At 48.9% G+C, this 22,017-nt stretch carries 18 protein-coding genes; 7 read left to right on the top strand and 11 right to left on the bottom strand.

Translation table 11 applies throughout. The features are described 5' to 3' along the window. Positions 1-9 precede the first annotated feature (9 nt). From rlmD to B5E53_RS11810, 9 genes are all read right to left on the bottom strand, one after another. Positions 10-1,233 carry a 23S rRNA (uracil(1939)-C(5))-methyltransferase RlmD gene (gene rlmD / locus B5E53_RS11850; protein ID WP_343215647.1) on the bottom strand — a complete coding sequence of 408 codons (1,224 nt, stop codon included), beginning with the start codon at positions 1,231-1,233 and terminating at the stop codon, positions 10-12. A 90-nt stretch (positions 1,234-1,323) separates the two neighbouring features. After that, on the bottom strand, positions 1,324-1,989 hold the full coding sequence (locus B5E53_RS11845) for a YoaK family protein (RefSeq protein WP_087315297.1): 666 nt from the start codon (positions 1,987-1,989) through the stop codon (positions 1,324-1,326). A gap of 310 nt (positions 1,990-2,299) precedes the next feature. Continuing rightward, on the bottom strand, positions 2,300-2,725 hold the full coding sequence (gene nifU, locus B5E53_RS11840) for a Fe-S cluster assembly scaffold protein NifU (RefSeq protein ID WP_087315295.1): 426 nt from the start codon (positions 2,723-2,725) through the stop codon (positions 2,300-2,302). Further along, positions 2,715-3,902 (bottom strand): cysteine desulfurase NifS, encoded by a 1,188-nt coding sequence (gene nifS, locus B5E53_RS11835; protein WP_087315293.1) that lies wholly within the window; start codon positions 3,900-3,902, stop codon positions 2,715-2,717. Before nifS ends, nifU begins: the two co-directional genes overlap by 11 nt. 330 nt (positions 3,903-4,232) lie before the next feature. Next, positions 4,233-4,643 carry an Rrf2 family transcriptional regulator gene (locus B5E53_RS11830; protein ID WP_087315291.1) on the bottom strand — a complete coding sequence of 137 codons (411 nt, stop codon included), beginning with the start codon at positions 4,641-4,643 and terminating at the stop codon, positions 4,233-4,235. 219 nt (positions 4,644-4,862) lie between these two features. Then, positions 4,863-5,417, bottom strand: coding sequence for a phosphatase PAP2 family protein (locus B5E53_RS11825; protein WP_204245524.1), 555 nt, complete (start codon positions 5,415-5,417; stop codon positions 4,863-4,865). 100 nt (positions 5,418-5,517) lie between these two features. Then, the gene (gene carB / locus B5E53_RS11820) at positions 5,518-8,745 is read right to left on the bottom strand and encodes a carbamoyl-phosphate synthase large subunit (RefSeq protein ID WP_087315288.1); all 3,228 of its coding nucleotides are present in this window, start codon (positions 8,743-8,745) and stop codon (positions 5,518-5,520) included. A 197-nt stretch (positions 8,746-8,942) separates the two neighbouring features. Then, positions 8,943-9,416 carry a YbaK/EbsC family protein gene (locus tag B5E53_RS11815; protein ID WP_087315286.1) on the bottom strand — a complete coding sequence of 158 codons (474 nt, stop codon included), beginning with the start codon at positions 9,414-9,416 and terminating at the stop codon, positions 8,943-8,945. Between the two features lie 26 nt (positions 9,417-9,442). Continuing rightward, entirely contained in the window at positions 9,443-10,768 is a 1,326-nt protein-coding gene (locus B5E53_RS11810; RefSeq protein ID WP_087315284.1) for an O-antigen ligase family protein, read from the bottom strand. A gap of 309 nt (positions 10,769-11,077) precedes the next feature. On the opposite strand from B5E53_RS11810, the gene B5E53_RS11805 reads away from it, so the two are divergent. Together B5E53_RS11805 and B5E53_RS11800 are read left to right on the top strand one after the other, a co-directional pair. Further along, positions 11,078-12,166 carry an acyltransferase gene (locus B5E53_RS11805; protein ID WP_087315282.1) on the top strand — a complete coding sequence of 363 codons (1,089 nt, stop codon included), beginning with the start codon at positions 11,078-11,080 and terminating at the stop codon, positions 12,164-12,166. A gap of 147 nt (positions 12,167-12,313) precedes the next feature. Then, positions 12,314-14,089: a CDP-glycerol glycerophosphotransferase family protein gene (locus tag B5E53_RS11800; protein ID WP_087315280.1), complete on the top strand. Its 1,776-nt coding sequence runs from the start codon at positions 12,314-12,316 to the stop codon at positions 14,087-14,089. Positions 14,090-14,218: 129 nt separating this feature from the next. Here B5E53_RS11800 and B5E53_RS11795 read toward each other — a convergent pair whose 3' ends face one another. Beyond that, positions 14,219-15,256: a type II CAAX endopeptidase family protein gene (locus B5E53_RS11795; protein ID WP_343215645.1), complete on the bottom strand. Its 1,038-nt coding sequence runs from the start codon at positions 15,254-15,256 to the stop codon at positions 14,219-14,221. Positions 15,257-15,464: 208 nt separating this feature from the next. Here B5E53_RS11795 and nadA point away from each other — a divergent pair, with 208 nt between their 5' ends. The 4 genes from nadA to B5E53_RS11775 are packed head-to-tail and all read left to right on the top strand — an operon-like array spanning position 15,465 to position 19,130. Next, complete coding sequence (nadA, locus tag B5E53_RS11790; protein WP_242963656.1) at positions 15,465-16,394, top strand: quinolinate synthase NadA; 930 nt, start codon at positions 15,465-15,467, stop codon at positions 16,392-16,394. Between the two features lie 34 nt (positions 16,395-16,428). Beyond that, complete coding sequence (locus B5E53_RS11785) at positions 16,429-17,616, top strand: L-aspartate oxidase (protein WP_087315275.1); 1,188 nt, start codon at positions 16,429-16,431, stop codon at positions 17,614-17,616. 50 nt (positions 17,617-17,666) lie between these two features. Next, on the top strand, positions 17,667-18,542 hold the full coding sequence (gene nadC / locus B5E53_RS11780) for a carboxylating nicotinate-nucleotide diphosphorylase (RefSeq protein WP_087315273.1): 876 nt from the start codon (positions 17,667-17,669) through the stop codon (positions 18,540-18,542). A gap of 48 nt (positions 18,543-18,590) precedes the next feature. Beyond that, on the top strand, positions 18,591-19,130 hold the full coding sequence (locus tag B5E53_RS11775; protein WP_087315271.1) for a transcription repressor NadR: 540 nt from the start codon (positions 18,591-18,593) through the stop codon (positions 19,128-19,130). Positions 19,131-19,143: 13 nt separating this feature from the next. On the opposite strand, the gene B5E53_RS11770 is transcribed toward B5E53_RS11775, so the two are convergent. Continuing rightward, the gene (locus B5E53_RS11770; protein WP_087315270.1) at positions 19,144-20,808 is read right to left on the bottom strand and encodes an alpha-glucosidase; all 1,665 of its coding nucleotides are present in this window, start codon (positions 20,806-20,808) and stop codon (positions 19,144-19,146) included. Positions 20,809-20,947: 139 nt separating this feature from the next. On the opposite strand from B5E53_RS11770, the gene B5E53_RS11765 reads away from it, so the two are divergent. Next, entirely contained in the window at positions 20,948-21,850 is a 903-nt protein-coding gene (locus tag B5E53_RS11765; protein ID WP_087315268.1) for an AraC family transcriptional regulator, read from the top strand. Positions 21,851-22,017 lie beyond the last annotated feature (167 nt).

Genomic DNA, 22,017 nt, shown 5'->3' with positions numbered 1-22,017 from the left:
GCGGTCCTCCTATTTTCTGCTCAGCAGGCACACATTTTCTATCTCTTCTGTCATCGGAAACATGTCTACCGGCTGGATTTTTTTCACCCGGTATCCATTCCCGGTCAGGTAGCCGAGGTCTCTTTTGAGCGTCTCCGGATTACAGGAAATGTATACCACTTTCCGGGGTTTCAGACGAAGCAGAGAATCCAGAAACTTCCGGTCACTGCCGGCCCGGGGAGGATCCATGAATACCACGTCGGCTTTCTGGCCGGCCGCCGCCATTTTCACCATGAACCTGCCGGCGTCCTCCCTGTAAAAACGGATATTTTTTATTTTATTCATCCGGGCGTTAGCGATGGCGTCGCGGACCGCCTCTCCGTTGAGCTCCACGCTGATCACTTGTTTCGCTTTATCGCTGGCCACCATACCGATGGTTCCGATACCGCTGTAAGCGTCAATGACCGTCTCTTTCCCGGTGAGCTCCGCATATTCCATAGCCTTATTGTAGAGGATTTCCGTCTGCACCGGATTGACCTGATAGAAAGATTTCGGCGAGATCCGAAAATGTTTGCCGCACAGTACATCCTCGATATATCCCTTCCCGTAGAGCACCTGCTGTTTATCGCCAAGAATCATGCTGGTATTGCGGTCATTGACATTGGCGACAATGGTGGTGATCTCCGGGTGCAGTTTCCGGAGTGCCTTCACAAAATTATTTTTTGACGGAAATACCGGGGAGGCTGTGACCAGCACCACCATAACCTGTCCGGTATGATATCCTGTCCGGATCAGAATGTGTCTGAGAAATCCATACCCGGTATCTTCGTTATAAGCTTTCATCTTAAAAGACTTCATAAGACCTACCACAGACTGCATAATGGCGTCGGCAGTTTCATTTTCAATGAGGCAGGCATCCACCCGGACGATCCTGTGACTTTTCTCCTCATAGATTCCCGTATAGCCGTTTCCTTTCCGGTCCGCAGCCACCACCCCATGTACCTTGTTGCGGTAATGATACGGATCTTTCATGCCGATAATCGGCTGTACTTTGCCAAAAGGAGCAAACAGGCTCTGTTCCCGCTGCTGCTTTCTCTCCAGCTGTTTTTTATATGGAAGATGCACATACTGGCAGCCGCCGCATTTCTTCTCGTAAGGACAGGCGGCCCGCCCGGCTTTGCTCTGTTCTCTTTTATTTTTCATATTCTTTGCTGTTTCCATCTTACTCTCCACTTCTGTAAACTGTCCCCTTATGCTCTCTGTATGCAGTCTCGTCCTTTGTCCTTTCCCATTTCTGTGCTATTCTCAAACTCGTTCTGCGCCTCACTGTTCCTTTCCGCTGCCTCACTGCTCCTTGCTTCCGTCCGTAAACATCAGGAGAAAGGCGATGACCAGCAGAAAAGAGGATACTACAATGGCTGTTTTGCCCTGCCACTGAATCATTTGATTGCCGATAATGGCGCCAATGACAAAGAAAACGATGATGCCATAATACAGAAAACTCTTTTTCAGATGTTTCCATTCACGTTTTTCCACAAACTCACAGAAATTCTGGGTGCCGGTGCGCAGGTTTCCGATGCACATGGTTGTGGCAATGCCGTTGCCGTGAATTTTCCGGAAACTCTCCACCTGCATGCCGCAGGCAAAAGACGTCAGAGCGTTGGCGGCAAAATTCTGGCTGAGAGGTATAAACGCCACCAGCAAAAGAATAACCGCCTCCAGAAAAACAGTAATCTGCCGCCAGTGAAGCAGATTCTTATCCACCATCCCAAAGCGGATAAATTCCGCTATGGCAATTCCCATGGCAAAGGCAAAGACCGGCAGCGCATACCGGGCGGCCATATGCCACTGACCGGAGGATAAATTTACTCCCAGGAGAAGCATATTACCGGTCTGGGCATTGGCAAAAACGCCTCCCCGGCAGATATAAGAATAGGCGTCCATAAAGCCGCCGCTCAACGCCAGAAGAATACCGATTTTTAAAGTTTCCGATGTCTGTATCTCCTTCATATCCCGCGTATTTCCTTTCCTCTTTTGCAAATGATATTTATCTTTGACTATAAACCCTTCCTATTATAATACGCTCCGAAAAAATGTAAAGAAAAAACTGACCTGCAAAAATCAGATTTTTCGTAACGTTCCGGCCATGCACGGGTAAGCTGCGTCAGCAGCGGGTTCCCGAGATGTCATGGCTGAACTGTTACGATTTTCCAGTTCTGACTTCTGAGATCAGTTTGTTCGTGTACCTCATTGGATCGTTTGTTCTTTTATTTATTAAAAATATTTTTTTATTTATTTCAGACTTCCTCTGGCATGAAATTTACTCATGGCAGTGCGGACATTCCCCTTCTGCAAAAAGTGCAGGATCATAAGAAATGTTATTTTTATCATAATAATCTTTCACTGCCGCCTTCACAGCTTCCTCCGCCAGCACGGAACAGTGAATCTTGTGCGTCGGCAGTCCGTCCAGGGCTTCCACCACCGCTTTGTTGGACAGTTCCAGCGCATCCTCCACAGACTTTCCTTTGATCATCTCCGTTGCCATGGAACTGGTGGCAATGGCAGAACCGCAGCCGAAAGTGTTAAACTTTACATCCGTGATGATACCGTCGTCTACCTTGATATACATTTTCATGATATCGCCACATTTGGCGTTACCTACTTCACCGATACCATCGGCATTTTCCATCTTGCCCAGATTTCTCGGATTCTGAAAATGATCCATGACTTTTTCACTATATAACATGCTCTTTTTCTCCTTTCTCCAGACTCTCCCAGACCGGGGATATATCCCTCAGATATTCCACGACCTCCCGGACAGCATCTACAATATATCGCATCTCTTCTTCCGTATTTTCTTCACTTATGGATAAACGCAGGGAACCATGGGCCACCTCGTGGGGCAGTCCCAGCGCCAGGAGCACATGGCTCGGATCCAGAGATCCGGACGTACAGGCGCTTCCTGAGGAAGCTGCAATGCCCTTGTTATCAAGAAGCAGCAGCAAAGACTCTCCCTCGATTCCCTCAAAACAGAAATTCACATTGCCCGGCAGCCTCTTTCTGGCGTCGCCATTTAACCGGGCATGAGGGATTTTTGACAATCCTTCTATGAGAATATCCCGCAGCGCCGCTGTTTTCTCCCCGGCTGCTTCCATATCAGAGACAGCTTCCTTTAATGCCGCTGCCATGCCCACGATGGCCGGAAGATTCTCCGTGCCAGGTCTTCGTCCTCTCTCCTGAGCTCCTCCTTCAATGAGATTGAACAGAGGCACCCCTTTTCTCACGTACAGAACGCCGATTCCCCGCGGTCCGTGGAACTTGTGAGCTGACAGGGACAGCATATCGATTTTTTCTTCTGCCACATTGATCGGTACATGGCCCGCCGCCTGCACGGCGTCTGTATGGAAAATCACTTTTTTCTCCCGGCAGATTTCCGCGATTTCACGGATTGGCTGCAAAGTACCAATCTCATTATTGGCGTACATGATGGTTACCAACGCCGTATCCTCCCGGATGGCCTTTCGCACATCTTCCGGATCAACAATTCCTTTTTCTCCCACATCCAGGAGAGTGATCTCAAACCCCTCTTTTTCCAGCCGGTTTAACATATGCAGCACCGCATGATGCTCGATGGCGGAAGAAATGATATGCTTCCTGCCCTTTTTCGCTCCAAATACTGCCGCAGAATAAATGGCCTGATTATCTGCCTCCGTCCCTCCGGAAGTGAAATAAATCTCCCGGAAATCCGCTCCGAGAATCTCCGCGATATCTTCTCTCGCCTTCTGCAGCACCTCCGCTGCCTTCTGGCCGACGCTGTGGAGACTGGACGGATTACCGTAAGCCTCCTCCATACATTTCGTCATGGCCTCCCTGGCCGCCGGACTGATCTTTGTCGTTGCTGCGTTATCTGCGTAAATATACATCATATCACCCTCTTTTTCTTTCCAAATGTATTGGCACCTCCACCAGTCAAATGATCTGCCTGAAAATGAACCGGTTCAGCACCTGATGTTCTGTCATTCATCATGAAAATGAATGATACATGAATTAGTATGTCAAATAAATCAATTTTTAATTCCTATCTTTATGATATGGATTATAAACACTAATTCCTATTTTGTCAATAGGATTTTAAATATAATTTTCCACAAAAGAAAAAAGCCGCTTTCTCTCCCGAAAACGACTCTTCCATCAGCAAACACTTTTTATTTTTTACAGGAAACGTCATAATGTTTGTCATTCATTATAAATCTCTATACATTTCCTTCCAACAGATCCTTAAGGGTTATCCCGTCCAGATACTCTTCGATCATCGCGTCCAGCTTCCGCCAGAGAGGCAGAGTGATGCATCTTTCCGCCCGCTCGCAGCAGGCGTTCCCGATTTCCGGACAATTCACCGGAGCCAGCGTTTTTTCTGTCAGTTTCAGGATGGAACCGACCGTATATTCCTCCGTACGATACTTCAGCCGGTATCCGCCCTTTTTCCCTCTGCCGCTTATGAGCATACCTCCCCGGTTCAGGATACCGACGATGATTTCCAGATATTTCATGGAAATCTCCTGCCGTTTGGCAATGTCTTTCAGAGAGATCAGCTCCCCATTATCATGCTGCGCCAGATCGATCATGACTCTCAGGGCATATCTTCCTTTGGATGATACAATCATTTCTATCACCTCTTCTTCTAATCTTTTTCTTCACATTTCTTTACTGAACATCCCATCTCCCCACATACATCCGATTATAAAACAATCTTTCCATTCTGTCACATCCTAAAATGTCTGCGCCTGCAGAAAAATATCCACCTCATACCCACATCCCGCCGCAGACTCAGTATCCGCAGAAACTCTCACATTCCGCGGCAAATTCCGCATTCTCATCCATCCTCACATCAGACCGCCATGCATAAAGTGCATGACCAGCCGATACCATCCGTAGACAGTGAGACTGCTGAAGGTTCCCACCAGAAAACCGCCCAGTACATCACTTGGATAATGAACGCCCAGATAAAGCCGGGAAAATCCGATCAATGCGGCAAGGATTACAAAAGGAATCCCCTGACCGCGGGGCAGCATCCAGAGAAGGATCAGCGCACAGGCAAAGGCGGCGCAGGTGTGTCCTGACGGGAAGGAAAAATCTGAGGGTCTGCTTATGAGAAGAACCATATCCGTCCAGGTCTCATATGGCCGCGGCCTTGCCACCATGGGCTTCAGCCACAGATTCGTGATGATCGCCCCGAGACCCAGTGACAGAAGACTCAGCACACCTGTCATCCGGGTCTGCCGTGGCAGCAGCAAAAGCACCGACGTGGCAATCCAGAACCAGCCTCCATTTCCAAGAAATGTGATAGCCTTCCAAAATGGCGTCCACATCTCGGAACGGAGATTTTCCTGTATCCATAATAAAATTGAAATGTCCATATCCTGAAACCAGCCTGTCATCTGTTTCACTCTCCTTTCACCGCAGTCCATGCGGAACTTCCGGGAAACAAAACAGGGACGCCATACGAAAGATTTCTCTCTCGTATGACATCCCCTTTACCTATTCTTTATCCCGAATCTCGCTGTGAAGCTCCTGAATGGACTGTACCTCACTGCTTCCGTGATTCTTAATGTAATGAATGCCTTCCGCCGCAGCTTTAGCCGCCGCGATGGTTGTATAATATGGAATTCTTGCCTTTATGGCAGCTTTACGTAAATAACTGTCATCGTGTACACTGTCTTTACCTACCGGAGAGTTGACGACTATATCAATCTTTCCGTTGGTGATCAGATCCAGTATATTCGGACGACCTTCATAAAGCTTCTTGACCAGTTCCGCCTCAATGCCGGCTTCCTGGATCAACTGGCAGGTATGCTTCGTGGCCATGATGTGGAATCCGTTTTCCGCAAAGGTCCTCGCCACATCGACCACTTCATCCTTATCTTTCCGGTTGACGGAAATCAGGACGGTGCCCGACAGCGGCGGCTTCGCCTGCACGGCTTCCTGCGCCTTGAAGAACGCCTCGCCGTAGGAGTGGGATAATCCAAGCACCTCTCCGGTGGAACGCATCTCCGGTCCGAGAACCGGATCCACTTCCTGGAACATGTTGAACGGGAAGGCAGCTTCCTTCACTCCGTAATACGGGATCACTTTTTCTTTCAGTTCCGGGATTGGAGACGGCCGTCCGGTAATCTCGGAAGTGATGATCTCCGTTGCCAGCGGCACCATACGGATATTGCATACTTTTGATACCAGAGGCACGGTACGGGACGCCCTCGGATTGGCTTCCAGCACATACACTCTGTCATTTTCGATGGCATACTGCATGTTCATGAGACCACGCACATGCATTTCTTCCGCGATCTTTCTTGTGTATTCCTTGATAATCTCCACATTTTTCTCAGAAATGTGTACCGACGGCAGGATACATGCCGAGTCCCCGGAGTGTACGCCGGCCAGCTCGATATGCTCCATCACCGCAGGAACAAACGCATGGGTGCCGTCGCTGATCGCATCGGCCTCACATTCCATGGCATGATTTAAGAAACGGTCAATGAGAATCGGACGATCCGGCGTCACACCGACCGCCGCCTTCATATAGCCGGCCATGGCCTCTTTATCGTAGACCACTTCCATACCACGGCCGCCCAGCACGTAAGAAGGACGCACCATAACCGGATAACCGATCTTTTCCGCCACTGCAAGGGCTTCCTCCACGGTGGAAGCCATGCCGGATTCCGGCATCGGAATCTCCAGCTTTTCCATCATGGCGCGGAACTGATCTCTGTCCTCTGCCAGATCGATGACAGACGGAGAAGTACCGAGAATCTTCACGCCGTTTTTCTCCAGATCTGCCGCCAGATTCAGCGGAGTCTGGCCGCCAAACTGAGCGATGACGCCCAGAGGCTTCTCCTTCTTGTAAATGCTCAGCACATCCTCCAGCGTCAGCGGCTCAAAATACAGCTTATCGGAGGTATCGTAGTCCGTAGACACAGTCTCCGGGTTACAGTTGACGATGATGGTCTCAAAGCCCATCTTCTTCAGCGCCTGGGACGCGTGTACACAGCAGTAATCAAACTCGATACCCTGGCCGATCCGGTTCGGACCGCCGCCGAGGATCATGATCTTCGGCTTATCATTGGAAACCGGATTCTTATCCGGCGCATTGTAGGTGGAATAATAATAGGCGCTGTCCGGAGTTCCGCTCACATGAACGCCCTCCCAGGCTTCCTCCACGCCAATGGCAATCCTTCTGTTCCGGATATCCTCCTCCGGAATCTCCAGCAGCTGGCTCAAATATTTATCGGAGAATCCGTCTTTCTTTGCCGTAGTCAGCATCTCATCGGACGGAAGGCTTCCCTTGCAGGCAAGCAGCGATTCCTCTTCCTCCACCAGTTCTTTCATCTGCTCAATGAAGTATGCTTTTACTTTGGTAAGCTCAAAGATTTCTTCCACTGTGGCTCCCTTGCGCAGCGCTTCGTACATCACAAAATATCTCTCGCTGGAAGGAGAAACAAGCTTCTGCAGAAGCTGTTCCTTCGTCATGGAGTCAAAGTTTTTCGCATGTCCGAGGCCGTACTGTCCGATCTCCAGACTGCGGATCGCTTTCTGGAAAGCCTCCTTGAAATTCTTTCCGATGCTCATCACTTCACCCACAGCGCGCATCTGTGTTCCCAGTTTATCTTCCACACCTTTGAACTTCTCAAAGGCCCAGCGGGCGAACTTGATTACCACATAATCTCCGTCCGGCACATATTTATCCAGAGTACCGTACTTGCCGCACGGGATATCTTTGAGAGTAAGTCCCGTTGCCAGCATGGCAGAAACCAGAGCGATCGGGAAACCGGTAGCCTTGGAAGCCAGCGCGGAGGAACGGGAAGTACGGGGATTGATCTCGATGACCACAATACGGTCAGATACCGGATCATGAGCAAACTGTACGTTCGTTCCGCCGATCACCTGCACAGATTCCACAATCTTATATGCCTGTTCCTGCATGCGCTTCTGACATTCCTCGGAAATGGTCAGCATCGGCGCAGAGCAGAAGGAATCGCCGGTGTGCACGCCCAGCGGATCGATATTCTCGATAAAGCAGACAGTGATCATATTGCCTTCCATATCGCGGACAACTTCCAGCTCCAGCTCTTCCCAGCCGAGAATGGATTCTTCCACCAGCACCTGACCTACCAGACTGGCCTGCAATCCTCTGGCCATGACTGTCTTTAACTCCTCTTTGTTATACACAAGACCGCCGCCGGCGCCGCCCATGGTGTAAGCAGGACGAAGCACCACCGGATAACCCAGCTTCTCCGCGATGGCAAGACCGTCCTCCACGCTGTAGGCCACCTCACTTCTGGCCATCTCAATGCCCAGCTTGTTCATGGTTTTCTTGAATTCGATCCGGTCCTCGCCGCGCTCGATGGCATCCACCTGCACGCCGATCACCTGTACATTGTATTTATCCAGAATTCCCTTTTTGTATAACTCCTCACAAAGATTCAGCCCGGACTGGCCGCCCAGATTCGGCAGAAGGGCATCCGGACGCTCCTTTTGGATGATCTGTTCCAGGCGATCCGCATTGAGCGGCTCAATATAGGTGACATCTGCAGTCTCCGGGTCCGTCATGATGGTGGCCGGATTCGAATTCACCAGCACGATCTCATAGCCCAGTCTGCGCAGCGCCTTACACGCCTGGGTACCGGAATAATCAAACTCGCAGGCCTGCCCGATCACGATAGGACCTGAGCCGATGATCAACACCTTATGGATATCTGTTCTCTTTGGCATAAATTCACCCTCCTCTTAACTTTATAAATAATTATATCCGAAAATGGGAAAATCACAAGCCATTTTGCCTGATTGCTTTATTTTGTGACATTTTATACAAAAGAAAATTATTTCTGTCCCCAAATTTTATTTACTGCCGCCACCGCCGGCGGCAGCACCGGCAGCGAGCTTCCGGACTGCCATGGCTGCACTGTCCGTCACGCTTCCGGCAGCTTGCACACATCCACCCACTGTTCATATCCGGAATACTTCTCCAGATCATCCATGGTCATCTCGATGGCGCTGTTGCTGCTTCCGCAGGCCGGGAACACCGTCTCGAACCGTTTTAAAGACTCATCCAGGTATACCTTTACGCCTTCCTTCACACCAAAAGGACACACACCGCCCACTGCATGGCCCACCATCGTCTCCACCTCATCAGGTGACAACATCTTCGCCTTGGTGCCAAACTGTGCTTTATACTTGCCGTTATTCACCTTGGCATCGCCCGCCGCCACGATGAGAATCGGCTGATCATCCACCTTAAAAGACAGCGTCTTGGCAATGCGCTTCGGCTCACAGTGAAGAGCCTTGGCCGCCAGCTCCACCGTAGCGCTGGACACATCAAATTCCAGGATCTTATCTTCCATATTATATTGTCTGAAATACTCTTTTACACGTTCTATGGACATAATTTACACTCCTCTTTCCTGTTCGTCTATTTTTTTACAGCGTTTGTTTCGGTACCTGCCGGCGAACCCACATCCAGGAAGAAGATGGTGTAGAAGAAAAATACCATCAGCGTCCAGCCGGAATTCATCACCGCATAGTCCATGCACATGGACATCAAAAGCGCGCCCCAGATACCCAGCGTGAAGATCGAGAACTTCTTCTCCAGGGAATACACGATGATCAGTACAAAGAAAATGATAAAGCAGATACCCACGGGGATGGACAGACGCAGCATCTCATTGAGAAAAATGTTGTGTCCGTTGTTGGTGGCGACCATTCCTCCCAGCGCGTCCAGATGCAGCTTCTTAAAGGAGAAACGCAGTCCCAGTCCCTCCGGTCTTTTTAAGAGCAGGTCGATGGCACTCTTCCAAATGTAGGTCCGGGAACCCAGCGTCAGAACAGAACGCTCCGCCGCGATCTTATGAAACGCCATGACGCAGGCGCCCACAACGCCCGCTCCAAACAGCGGAATTACCACAATTTTAATCCAGAGCTTTATTTTCTTAAAATTCCTGATAAACCAGTCCACACAGAAACTGACCAGAATGAGTCCGCCGCCTACCATGGCCGTATTCACATGGGAAATGTACAGACAGACCACCATCACCGCCAGACTCAATCCCAGGGTAACTTTATTGAGAAACTTCTTCCGGTGCACCAGCATAAACGCTATACTGAGCAGCAGCATCAGCGCATACTGGGATTTGTGATAATAAATCCACTCAAACCGCTTTTCCCCGTAAAAGGACTGCGGCAGCATCAGCTGAAATTTAAAATCATACCAGTACACAGAGGCATATCCCTGCAGATACACCACAATGCCGATCAAATTCGAGATCACAATACTCCGGTTGGCAAATTCAATGATGTGATGTTTATCAAACCATTCCTGATTCTTTCCACACATCAGCAGCAGGAAAAATCCAAAACTGATGACACAGTTCACTCCCTGCCACTTCCACTGGATGGAATCCATCATTATATAATAGAAAAACACATAACAGCACATCACAAACAAAAACTTGATGCAGAAGACTAGATTCTCCCTGTTCCACCGCTTCTGCCAGATGGTCGCGATTCCATAAAAAATCAAAAATAAAACAGCCACCGCATTTACCAGCAGAAACTCCTGATAATACTGCGGATGTTTGCTGCCCTCCATGGTGGTGCTGATGGGACAGAACAGGGCCACGATCAGCATCAGCTTCATGACCACAGAGGCCGCTGTGTCCAGATAATCCACTCTGGTGCCGTTATGGCTGTTCTTTTCCCGAACGCTTCTGCCCGGAGCCTTCAGATTAAGAGCTTTCATTTCTATCCTCCTGATTCCTTTATTCCTCTTTTTACTATTGCTGATTATAGCCTATCTTCTCTCAAATGTCTAATACAGATGTCATTTCCCATTCCTCTCATTTTTTACCTGCTACTCTCTGGATTTTCACAATTTACTCCCCTTTTCCACAGAAATCCTCTTGTAAAATCATTTTTTCGTATGCTAAACTACAACTGAATCTTTTACTTTTTTCACACTCATTTTTTACAAAAGATTTTATATCCGGAGATGGCAGTGCCAACAATGCCTCCCTTTCCGGACATTTCCACATCAAAGGAGAACTGAATTATGAATCTTTCTAAAAATGATTCCCTGGCGCTGAAGGGTATCGCCATTCTGATGATGTATGTACATCACTTTTATCTGAGCCCTGAACGCTGGGCCGGTTACACCGTTGACTTTTTCCCTCTGACCCAGAACATGACCGTATACATCGCAGAGTTTCTAAAGACCTGCGTCTGCGTGTTCGTCTTTATCACCGGCTATGGCATGACCCAGTCCATAAGAAGGAATCATCCGGATCTGAACGTTCCGTCCCGGGATATGTTTTCCTACACGAAACACCGGCTGATTTCCCTGCTTTCCAATTTTATCTTCGTTTACCTGCTGGTGATCATTGTCAGCTTTCCCACAGGACGTTTTTTTGAGATCTACGGACGCTTCGACTCCTCCGTTCTCTACGTACTGACCGATATGTTCGGACTGGCCAAGCTTTTTAAAACTCCGTCCTACGTGGGTACCTGGTGGTACATGAGCCTTGCCGTCGTTCTGGTGGTACTCTTCCCGCTGTTTGTCAAATTGTACCGGGAATACCGCTGGGTCTTCGTGTTTGCTGTGATGCTGCTGCCGCGGTTCCTGAACTTAAAGGTGGTGAACACAAACCTGCTTCACTACACTTTTGCCATGGCCGTCGGCATGTACTGCGCTCAGAGTGACCTGTTCACCCGCTGGAAAGGCTTCGAGGACAGGCATTTTCGCAGGATACCGGCGCCTGTGCTCTTTCTGTTCCATCTGCTGATTCTCGCCCTTTTAGTGATGTTCCGGCAGAGTACGGCAGGGCAGGAACTTCTGGAAGTTTTTGACGGCATCATTCCGGTCTACATCGCCTATTTCGGACGCCTCTATCTGTTCCGGCTCCGGGGTCTGAGTCCTGTGCTCCGGTTCCTGGGGAAACATTCCATGAACATGTTCCTCACCCACACGCTCATAAGGACCACCTTTTTCCAGGACTTTTCCTACAGCTTTGGAAACGCCTGGCTCAATGTGCTGGTGCTTTTAGTGATCACCGTTCTGATCTCCATGGTCATTGAAGCTTTAAAGAAACTTGTTCACTTTTCAGATTTTGTTCATCTCATCAGTCAGAAAGCAAATGGATAAAAACAACATACCGAAACACTGGCAAATGCAGTTCAAAGGAGAAAATATATGAATTTTTCAGTAAAAATTGAAGACAACTGTCTCCTCATCGAACAGGAGACAAAGGAGAATGAAAGAAATCTTTGATCCAGGAATTTAGACGATTTTGTGCTGCGCCAGACAGTAGATACCCATTTAAACACCGATGAAAAGAATCACTATACCCTTTTCTTCTGGCAGCCCATGGGCGAAAACATTCTGATGGTATATTCCAAATCATCAACGGTAAAATGCGCCCTCGCCACTGCCAGTGGTGCGCCTCTCCGTCTTGTCGACCGGGTCAACGAGACCCTTTCCGCCTCTCTTTCCAGAGGCGGCCTGGATATCCAGTGGTTCGGCGGCATCATCAATCGAATGAATTCCGAGATTTCCGATGTATATATCCAGATTGGCAGCCGGATGAGACAACCCTTTGACATTCCCATCACCAGTGAGAATATCTCACTGAAAAAGAAAGATCCGAAATACATCCGGAATATCCACTTTGATCTGTCCGAATTAATAAAGAATCACGGGGAAATCAATTCGCGCATCTGCATTTCCTTAAAGATCAACGGGCAGATGACAGAATTTCCGGTCAAAACATTTTCTTTGATCGATGAGAAGAACAGATACAGCCATGTGCCGATCACCTGCTTTTATGCCGATGATCACGCCGTTCAGCTGCGTTTTTCCACCAAAGGAAATCTCGTTTTCGTCTGCCGGCCCATGGAAAAAGTGGAATACAGCAGATGGTTCCGCTTCTGGGAAAGCCCTCTGGTTTCCGGATTTTTATACCGCATCGGACGATTTATCAAGAGCCATTCTTCCAGAAAAGTGGCGGTGTTTTACGAGAAATTCTGTGAAAAAGCGGAAGAAGGCGCTTACGATATCTTCCTGGAAGCCCGGAAGGATCATCCGGGAAATGTTTATTTTCTCATCAATCAGCATGCACCGGATTACCTGAAAATAAAGCACACGCCCCATGTGGTCCGCCAGTACTCCATCAAATATTACTGGCTGCTCTTCCGGGCAACTACATATATCGCTACGGAGACCCCCGGACACATGAACCTGCTGCGCTCCAACAATAAGTATTTCAGAAAAACTATCCGCGATAACCAGTTCGTCTTTCTGCAGCACGGCATCACCTACATGAAGTTTCACGGCAAAAACTCGCCGTTTGTGGCCGGCAAGGAAATGGAACCTTCTTATATTATCGTAAACAGCGACAAAGAACAGCAGGTCATCCACAATATGCTGGGCATCCATAACAGCCATATTTTAAAAACCGGCATGGCCATTTTCAGTAAGATTCCATACAAACATCTCACCCAGGATTCCGATGACATCGCGGTGATCATGCTCACCTGGAAGCCTTACGAAGAGATGGAAGAAGATTTCACCAAAACCAGTTATTACAAAAACACTGTCGGCATCTACGAGATTCTCCGCCGGTATCTCTCTGCCGATCAGATTAAGATCGTCATCCATCCAAAAACCAACGGACATCTGGAGAACACTCCTCTGGCTTCCTCCATCTGGACACGTCCGATTTCCGAGGTTCTCAGCATCGCCAAACTGCTGATCACAGACTATTCTTCCGTCTGCTACAACAGCTTTTACCAGGGCGGCGGCGTGGTCTTCTTCCAGGAAGATCTGGATCTCTATGAATCAGAAAACGGCAAACTGATCCCCGCAGATGATGAGTACATCGGCCAGCGGGCCTTCTCTTTTGAGAAACTGGAAACCATTCTGGAAGACGGTCTTGACCATGGACGGATTCTTCTGGATCACTTCCGCACTCCGGAGTTTGAGCGGCGGTACCAGACCATCAATGAATTTTCTGACGGCAGAAACATTGAGAAAATCTGCGACAGTCTTCGGGAACTGAAAGTATTGTAAAGCTGACCGTACTATAAAATGATATAAACGCGAAATGAAAAAAGAGCTGCCCTGATGTGTGATTGAACTGCTCCCCGTCAAGTAGACAGGGGGCATATCACAATGGCAGCTCTTTTTTATATGTCTTATTTACATTTGCTCTTCTTCATTCCTTTGCTTAAATTGCTTCGACAGCAGGAACCAGCCAAAGCAGAGGGCGTTGAGAATCAGGCTGAAAAATACGCCCGCCCAGGTCACCTGCTGATTTTTCAGCACATCGGCGGAATAGTTGGCGGAAACCACCGGAATCAGGTTATTATTCAGGAAATGGATAATAACCGGCACCCAGATGTTGTTGGTCTTCATGTAGGCGTAGGCCAGGAAAATTCCCAGGAAGATGCATGTCACCTGCTGGGACACCGCCATGATCAGTCCCATATCCGGCGTAGTGTAATAGAAGAAATCCACCGGCAGATGCCACAGGCCCCACACAACCCCCAGAAAAATCACGCCGCCCCGCAGGCCGAACTTTCTCTGAAGGTATGGCTGCATATAATATCTCCAGCCATACTCCTCACCAAAAAAGGCCACAAATACCAGAAAGAAGTTCGGGATCAGCGCTGCCAGGTTGATCCAGGTGTACGGCTGTGCAAAGGTCTGCATGATGTCGGAAAGCTGTCCGCCCAGAGCATAGGAAATCACATTTCTGAGCATATAGATAACAAAAAATAAAACCACGCAGAAGATGGACGCACCGGTCTTTTTCCAGCGCAGACCACCGTTTTCCCGTCTCTCCCTGCCGGAAGCAATGAGAGCGATCCAGCAGATGATGCTTCCGACGATGAGCACCATCTGTATGAGAAGAGTCCATGCGGAAACGGATGCTTCCGCCGTACCCAGAGACGGCAGCTCCACAAATACAGAAATCACAGCCATGACTGCCATGATCACCGTCAATATAATAAATACGACATAAAATGCTTTTGGCAGTTTCTGCTCTTTTTTACCTGTAATGAGATAAGCCAGCGCCACTCCCGCCGCCGGGTACATCATCTGTGCATTGGGAAAGGCGCTGACATCCACGCCGGATGCATTACCATACCACATCAGAAGTCCCAGCACATAGGTAAGGCCGTAAGCCATCAGCAGAAAGATGATAAACTGCCTTTTTTCTGTTTGCGTATACATAATATCCTCCTTTTTCCGGACGCCGTTTACCGGCAACCGCTTTGCTCCTTCAGTTTATAGTATAAAAATATTTCCGTCAATCATTAAATTCTTCTTCACTTTTCTTTACATATGTCTTGTCACCTGCAAAAACACGTGATATACTCTTAAAGATTCAAAGCATTCATCTCATGTACTGACAAGAAATGCTGCTGTACATGAAACTATTATGGAGAAGAGAGATATGAATACCAAAAAAGAAATCATTCAGCAATTAAAAGAAGAAAAAAATGCTGTCATTCTGGCGCATTACTACGCGCCTCCTGAAGTCCAGGAAATCGCCGACTACATTGGGGATTCCTTCTATTTAAGTAAGCTGGCGGTCAATCTTGACAATCCGGTTCTGGTCTTTTGCGGCGTGTCCTTCATGGGCGAGAGCGCCAAAATTTTAAACCCGGACAAAACCGTTCTCATGCCGGACGCCTCCGCCGACTGCCCGATGGCGCACATGGTGGACAGATCCGTGGTTGACGCCGCCAGAGAACAGTATGAAGACCTGGCCGTGGTCTGTTATATCAATTCCACTGCGGAAATCAAATCCTGGTCTGATGTGTGCGTGACTTCCGCCAACGCTGTGAAGATCGTCCGCAATCTTCCGAACAAGAACATTCTTTTTATCCCGGACCGAAACCTGGGACATTTCGTGGCAAAGCAGGCGCCGGAGAAACATTTTATTTATAACGAAGGCTACTGCCCGAGACACGAATTTATGTCCGCCGACGAGGTCCGCCAATTAAAAGAAGCACATCCACAGGCGCAGGTTCTCGTACATCCGGAATGTAATGCGCAGATTCTCGCCCTGGCCGATTACATCGGTTCCACCAGCGGCATCATAAAATACGCCGCAGAACACACAGAGTGCGAAGAATTTATCATCGGCACCGTGTCCGGCGTGGTCTATAAGCTCAACGAGAGCCGTCCGGACGCCCGGTTCTACTTCCCGGCCACACGGCCATCCTGCCCGGATATGGAGCAGATGACTTTAGACCAGGTGATCCACGTGTTAAAAACAGGAGACAATGCCGTTGCAATGCCTCCGGAAGAACTGACCAGACAGGCCGGGCAGGCGCTGTCCCGGATGCTGGAACTGGCCAGATAAACAGCCCAAAATACTTACAATGGAGAACATACCTATGAAACATTTATACTATGACGCAGCCATCGCCGGCTGCGGCGTTGCCGGGCTTTACACCGCCCTGCATCTGCCTTCCGATAAAAAAATACTGCTTTTATCCAAGGGAAGTCTTGACACCTGCGATTCCATGCTGGCCCAGGGCGGCATCTGCGTCCTCCGGGATGACGATGATTACGATTCCTATTTTGAGGATACCATGCGTGCCGGCCATTACGAGAACCGTCGGGAGAGTGTCGATATCATGATCCGGGGCAGCCGGGCCGTCATTGACCACCTGCTGCGCCTGGGTGTCCGCTTCGCTAAGAATCCGGACGGTTCCCTGCTTTACACAAAAGAGGGCGCCCACTCCCGTCCACGCATCTGTTTTCATGAAGATGTGACCGGCAAGGAAATCACCACTGTGCTTCTTCGCACCGTGCAGGCGCTCCCCAACGTCACCATCATGGAATACACCACCATGACTGACATTCTGGAAGAAAATGGACAGTGCACCGGCATGATCGCCGAGACCGCTGACGGCGAAGTGCTGCAGATTCACAGCAAAGATACCATTTTTGCCACCGGAGGCATCGGCGGACTGTACAAACATTCCACCAACTATCCGATCCTCACCGGGGACGGCTGCCGCATCGCCGAGAAGCACGGAGTTGCCCTGGAACACATGGATTATGTGCAGATCCATCCCACCAGCTTCTACAGCGAGGAACCGGGACGACAGTTTCTCATTTCAGAATCCGCCCGGGGCGAAGGCGCCATCCTCTTAAATCACAAAGGGGAACGCTTCACCAACGAGCTGGAACCCCGGGATGTGGTCTCCGCCGCCATCGAGAAAGAAATGAAAAAAGAACATGTGGACCACGAGTTTCTTTCCTTCGAAAATGTACCGAGGGAAACCATCCTGGAACACTTTCCTCACATTCGCGAATTCTGTCTGGAACACGGCTATGATATCCTGAAAGAGCCGATTCCCATTGTCCCGGCACAGCATTACTTCATGGGCGGCATCCACGTGGACAGCAACTCTGCCACCACCATGCCGCACCTCTACGCTGTGGGAGAGACCAGCTGCAACGGCGTTCACGGCAGAAACCGCCTGGCCAGCAACAGCCTGCTGGAAAGCCTGGTGTTTGCCAAACGGGTGGCGCAGCATATCGCAGGTGAAGGATCTGCCAATATACAGTCCTGAATTTTCATTCAGACATACCATACATATTTATTGCAGAAAGGAACAATCACATGAATCCAATTACCCTTCGGCTGGTTGCCGATAAATATATCAAAATCGCACTGGAAGAAGACATCAACAGCGAGGACGTATCCACCAACGCTGTGATGCCGGAATATAAAAAAGGCGAAGTTTACCTCTTCGCCAAGGAAGACGGTATCATCGCCGGCCTGCAGATTTTTGAGCGGGTATTTAAACTGTTAGACGAAAATACAGAGGTCACTTTCATTGAAATCAACGGAAGGACCATCCAGGACGGCGATCGGGTGGAGGCCGGCCAGGCGCTGGCTGTGGTCACCGGTGATGTCCGCGTTCTGTTATCCGGCGAACGCACGGCCCTCAACTATTTACAGCGTTTAAGCGGTATCGCCACCTACACCCGACATCTGGCCGACATGTTAAAGGGCAGTAAGACCAAGCTTCTGGACACCCGCAAAACTTCCCCGGGCATGCGCATTTTTGAAAAATACGCCGTCCGCATCGGCGGCGGCTGCAACCACCGCTACAATCTGTCCGACGGCGTTCTTTTAAAAGACAATCACATCGACGCGGCCGGCGGTGTCCGAGAAGCCATCGAGGCCGCCAGAGCTTACGCTCCTTTTGTCCGTAAAATCGAGGTGGAAACCGAAAATCTTGATATGGTAAGGGAAGCCGTGGACGCCGGCGCCGACATTATCATGCTCGACAACATGAGCCCGGAAATGATGGCGGAGGCCATCCGAATCATCGACGGCAGAGCGGAGACCGAATGTTCCGGCAACATCACAAAAGAGAACATCGCGACCATCACTTCCCTGGGCGTCGATTACATTTCCAGCGGCGCACTGACTCACTCTGCGCCGATACTGGATATCAGCCTGAAACATCTGAAAGTTCTGGACGAATAAAGATTCCGGACGTGCAATTTATGCCTGTCAGAAAAGGAGGCAGATTTCATGAAAAAAGAATTAGACGGAAACAGCAGAAGGCAGACCCTCCTGTCCCTTCTCTCCCAGTCCGACGTTCCTCTGTCGGGAACCCGGCTGGGAAGGGAAACCGGCGTCAGCCGCCAGGTGGTGGTCCAGGACATCGCTCTCCTGCGTACCGCCGGCTATCCCATTCTCTCCACAGGGCGGGGATACATTTTAAATGACAAATCCGGCGGCTGCACAAGAGTATTCAAGGTCTGCCACAGCGATGAGCAGGTGGAAGACGAACTGCAGACCATTGTGGACCTGGGCGGCTGCATCGTGGACGTGAGCATCAATCACCGGGTCTACGGCAAAGTTTCCGCCCCTTTAAATATCAAAAGCCGCCGGGACACCCACAACTTTCAGACGGAACTGGCCTCCAGCAAATCCACTCTGCTGTCAAGCGCCACCTCCGGCTACCATTATCATACCATCCGCGCCGACAGCGAAGAGATCCTCAATGAGATTGAGGAAGCGCTGCGGGCAAAAGGTTATCTGGCGGAATACATGGAATATGAGATTTAGATTCGTCTGAATCTCATATTTCATACAATACCACTCTGGCTTCATATGGTTTTAATACACCGTCTTTATGAAAACGATAATTGGAAATCAGTTCTTCTCCGTTCTGCTGTTCAAACAGATCGCAGGCAACCTCTTTTGCACTGAAATTGCAGGCAACGATCAGTTTCTGATCCCCCAGCGTTCTCTGGTACGCATAAATATTTTCATCATCGTTCAGCAGCCCTTTAAAGACTCCCTCCACGATGATCTCCTGTTCTTTCCGAAGCCGGATCAGCTTCTGATAATAGTAAAAAATACTGTCGGGATCTTCCATGGCCTGTTTTGCATTTATCATCAGATAATTTGGATTTACCTTGATCCACGGGGTTCCTGTGGTAAATCCGGCGTTGGCGCTGTCATCCCACTGCATCGGAGTTCTGGCGTTATCTCTGCTGACCGCCTTGAGCGCGTCCATCATTTCTTCCTCATTCATGATTCCATTTTCTGTGTACTCATAAAAGGCATTGATGGACTCGATATCCCGGTAATCCTCAATCTTCTTAAAATAAGCATTGGTCATACCGATTTCTTCGCCCTGATAAATATAAGGCGTTCCTTTCATCATATGCAGACAGGTTGCGATCATTTTGGCGGATACTTCCCGGTACATCGGGCCGTCGTTTCCAAACCTGGAAACCGCTCTCGGCTGATCGTGATTATCCCAGTACAGGCTGTTCCAGGCAACGCCTTCCAGCTCTTCCTGCCATTTATTCATTACCTCTCTGAGCTTTTTCATCGGGATTCTGTCCGTGGTCCATTTTCCATGTTCGCCTGCGGCGATATCCATATGTTCAAACTGGAATACCATATTTAATTCCCTGCCGTCCAGATTGGCGTACTTCTTCGCCTCCTCAATGGTAACGCCGGCGGTCTCGCCCACTGTCACCAGATCATATTTGGACAGTACTTTCTGATTCATCTCCTGCAGATATTCATGCACTCTCGGTCCGTTGCAGACATATGGATCCTTGTTCCCGTACAATCCGTTCACGACTTCTCCATCCGGATATGCCGGATCTTTGGAGATCATGCTGATCACGTCCATACGGAAACCATCCACACCTTTCTCACACCACCAGGTCATCATATCAAAGACTTCTTTCCGAACGGTTTCATTCTCCCAGTTCAGATCCGGCTGCTTCGGAGAAAAGCAGTGGAGATAGTACATATCTGTCGCCTCGTCATACTGCCAGGCAGGGCCGCCGAAAGAGCTGCCCCAGTTATTGGGTTCTTTTCCATCTTTTGCATCTTTCCAAATGTAATAGTCCCTGTAAGGATTGTCTTTTGATTTTCTGCTCTCCACAAACCAGCGGTGTTCATCGCTGGTATGATTGACAACCAGATCCATCACCAGCTTCAAGCCTCTTTTATGCATTTCTGAAAGCATCCGGTCAAAATCTTCCATGGTTCCGAATTCTTTCATGATATCCTGATAATCCGAAATATCATATCCATTATCATCGTTAGGAGACTGGTAAACCGGAGACAGCCAGATCACATCCACTCCCAGCTCTTTCAGATAATCCAGATGTTCAGTAATACCATTCAGATCTCCAATACCATCCCCGTTGCTGTCCGCAAAACTTCTCGGATATATCTGATAAATCACGCTTTTTTTCCACCACAAATCGTTATTCATGTTACTTCCTCCCATTTATTATGCATTTCATGTAAATTCAGTATAAAAAATTTCTTTTGTTCTTTCTTGCAATATGTTATTCTAAACATGTACAATATTCACTTATTATCTCATCACTCAAAAGAAAGAGCAGAAAAACATGAACAAAATTCACCTCCAAAAAGAAGCACAACACGGAACCCCTCAATTTCGCTTCCAGGCATTTTCCCAGCGGGATACCTGCGGCCAGTATTTTGCTCCCTATCACTGGCACGATGAAGCGGAATTTTTATATGTGACGGAAGGAAGCATCACTCTCCGCACAGAAACCAGCACCAAAATCCTGTCTGCCGGCCAGGTTTCTTTTATTAATCCGGGAACCGCCCACGCTTTATTCGGCAACAGCGTCATTTCCCATCACTATGCACTGGTTTTTGGCCTGGAACTGCTCAGCTTCGCCCAATATGACGTCTGCCAGAACCGATATCTGGAACCTCTCTTTTCCGGCAAACTCATGTTTCCTCCTGGAGATTCCTTTGATCCGGACACTTCCGCGAAAATCGGGCAGTTCATCGCTCAGGCAGAACAGCTGTATCAAAACACCGATCCTGCGGTTCCTGCTCCCCTTTCCATTAAAATCATTCTGCTGCAGATTCTGGAGATTCTGTTTTCAAAACAGGCGTTTCTGTCCTCCGGTGACAATGCCCGCTGGAAATCTTCCGAGGAATATTCTCTCCGCCCGGTATTTGAATATATAAAGCAGCACTATCAGGAGCGAATCACCCTGGAGCAGCTTTCTTCCAGGCTTCATATGAATAAAAATTATTTTTGCAAATTTTTCAAACAAAAAGTAGGAAAAACATCGTTTTCCTACTTAAATGAATACCGTATCAATCAGGCAGCCGCCCTCCTGCTCACAACCAACGCCCCGATCACAGAAATCGCCATGGACACCGGCTTTGATAATATGAGCTATTTCATCCGCCAGTTTAAACACTGCAAAGGCTGCACCCCTTCTGCATTCCGCAAGATGGAACACCCGGGGGCAGTGCCTATTGTGTGAACATCCTCGTGAAGTATGTTTTGTTTCATAGAAACACAGTTTCCCATAAAAATCGAGTAGGGGAGATTTTCTCTCCCCTCTCACACCACCGTACATGCCGTTCGGCATACGGCGGTTCAACATAACTTCAAAGCATGACGCTCATTGTAATAGTCAAGGCAGCTTAT

This window comes from Eubacterium sp. An11 (assembly GCF_002161065.1).
Taxonomy (GTDB): domain Bacteria; phylum Bacillota; class Clostridia; order Lachnospirales; family Lachnospiraceae; genus Anaerobutyricum; species Anaerobutyricum faecale.
This window is presented reverse-complemented; position numbering and strand designations above follow the sequence as displayed.

Coding starts and splice junctions, on each gene's coding strand:
- B5E53_RS11845 (WP_087315297.1), bottom strand. CDS start 1,989: ATGAAGGAGATACAGACATCGGAAACTTTAAAAATCGGTATTCTTCTG.
- nifU (WP_087315295.1), bottom strand. CDS start 2,725: ATGTTATATAGTGAAAAAGTCATGGATCATTTTCAGAATCCGAGAAAT.
- nifS (WP_087315293.1), bottom strand. CDS start 3,902: ATGTATATTTACGCAGATAACGCAGCAACGACAAAGATCAGTCCGGCG.
- B5E53_RS11830 (WP_087315291.1), bottom strand. CDS start 4,643: ATGATTGTATCATCCAAAGGAAGATATGCCCTGAGAGTCATGATCGAT.
- B5E53_RS11825 (WP_204245524.1), bottom strand. CDS start 5,417: ATGACAGGCTGGTTTCAGGATATGGACATTTCAATTTTATTATGGATA.
- carB (WP_087315288.1), bottom strand. CDS start 8,745: ATGCCAAAGAGAACAGATATCCATAAGGTGTTGATCATCGGCTCAGGT.
- B5E53_RS11815 (WP_087315286.1), bottom strand. CDS start 9,416: ATGTCCATAGAACGTGTAAAAGAGTATTTCAGACAATATAATATGGAA.
- B5E53_RS11810 (WP_087315284.1), bottom strand. CDS start 10,768: ATGAAAGCTCTTAATCTGAAGGCTCCGGGCAGAAGCGTTCGGGAAAAG.
- B5E53_RS11805 (WP_087315282.1), top strand. CDS start 11,078: ATGAATCTTTCTAAAAATGATTCCCTGGCGCTGAAGGGTATCGCCATT.
- B5E53_RS11795 (WP_343215645.1), bottom strand. CDS start 15,256: ATGTATACGCAAACAGAAAAAAGGCAGTTTATCATCTTTCTGCTGATG.
- nadA (WP_242963656.1), top strand. CDS start 15,465: ATGGAGAAGAGAGATATGAATACCAAAAAAGAAATCATTCAGCAATTA.
- B5E53_RS11785 (WP_087315275.1), top strand. CDS start 16,429: ATGAAACATTTATACTATGACGCAGCCATCGCCGGCTGCGGCGTTGCC.
- nadC (WP_087315273.1), top strand. CDS start 17,667: ATGAATCCAATTACCCTTCGGCTGGTTGCCGATAAATATATCAAAATC.
- B5E53_RS11775 (WP_087315271.1), top strand. CDS start 18,591: ATGAAAAAAGAATTAGACGGAAACAGCAGAAGGCAGACCCTCCTGTCC.
- B5E53_RS11770 (WP_087315270.1), bottom strand. CDS start 20,808: ATGAATAACGATTTGTGGTGGAAAAAAAGCGTGATTTATCAGATATAT.
- B5E53_RS11765 (WP_087315268.1), top strand. CDS start 20,948: ATGAACAAAATTCACCTCCAAAAAGAAGCACAACACGGAACCCCTCAA.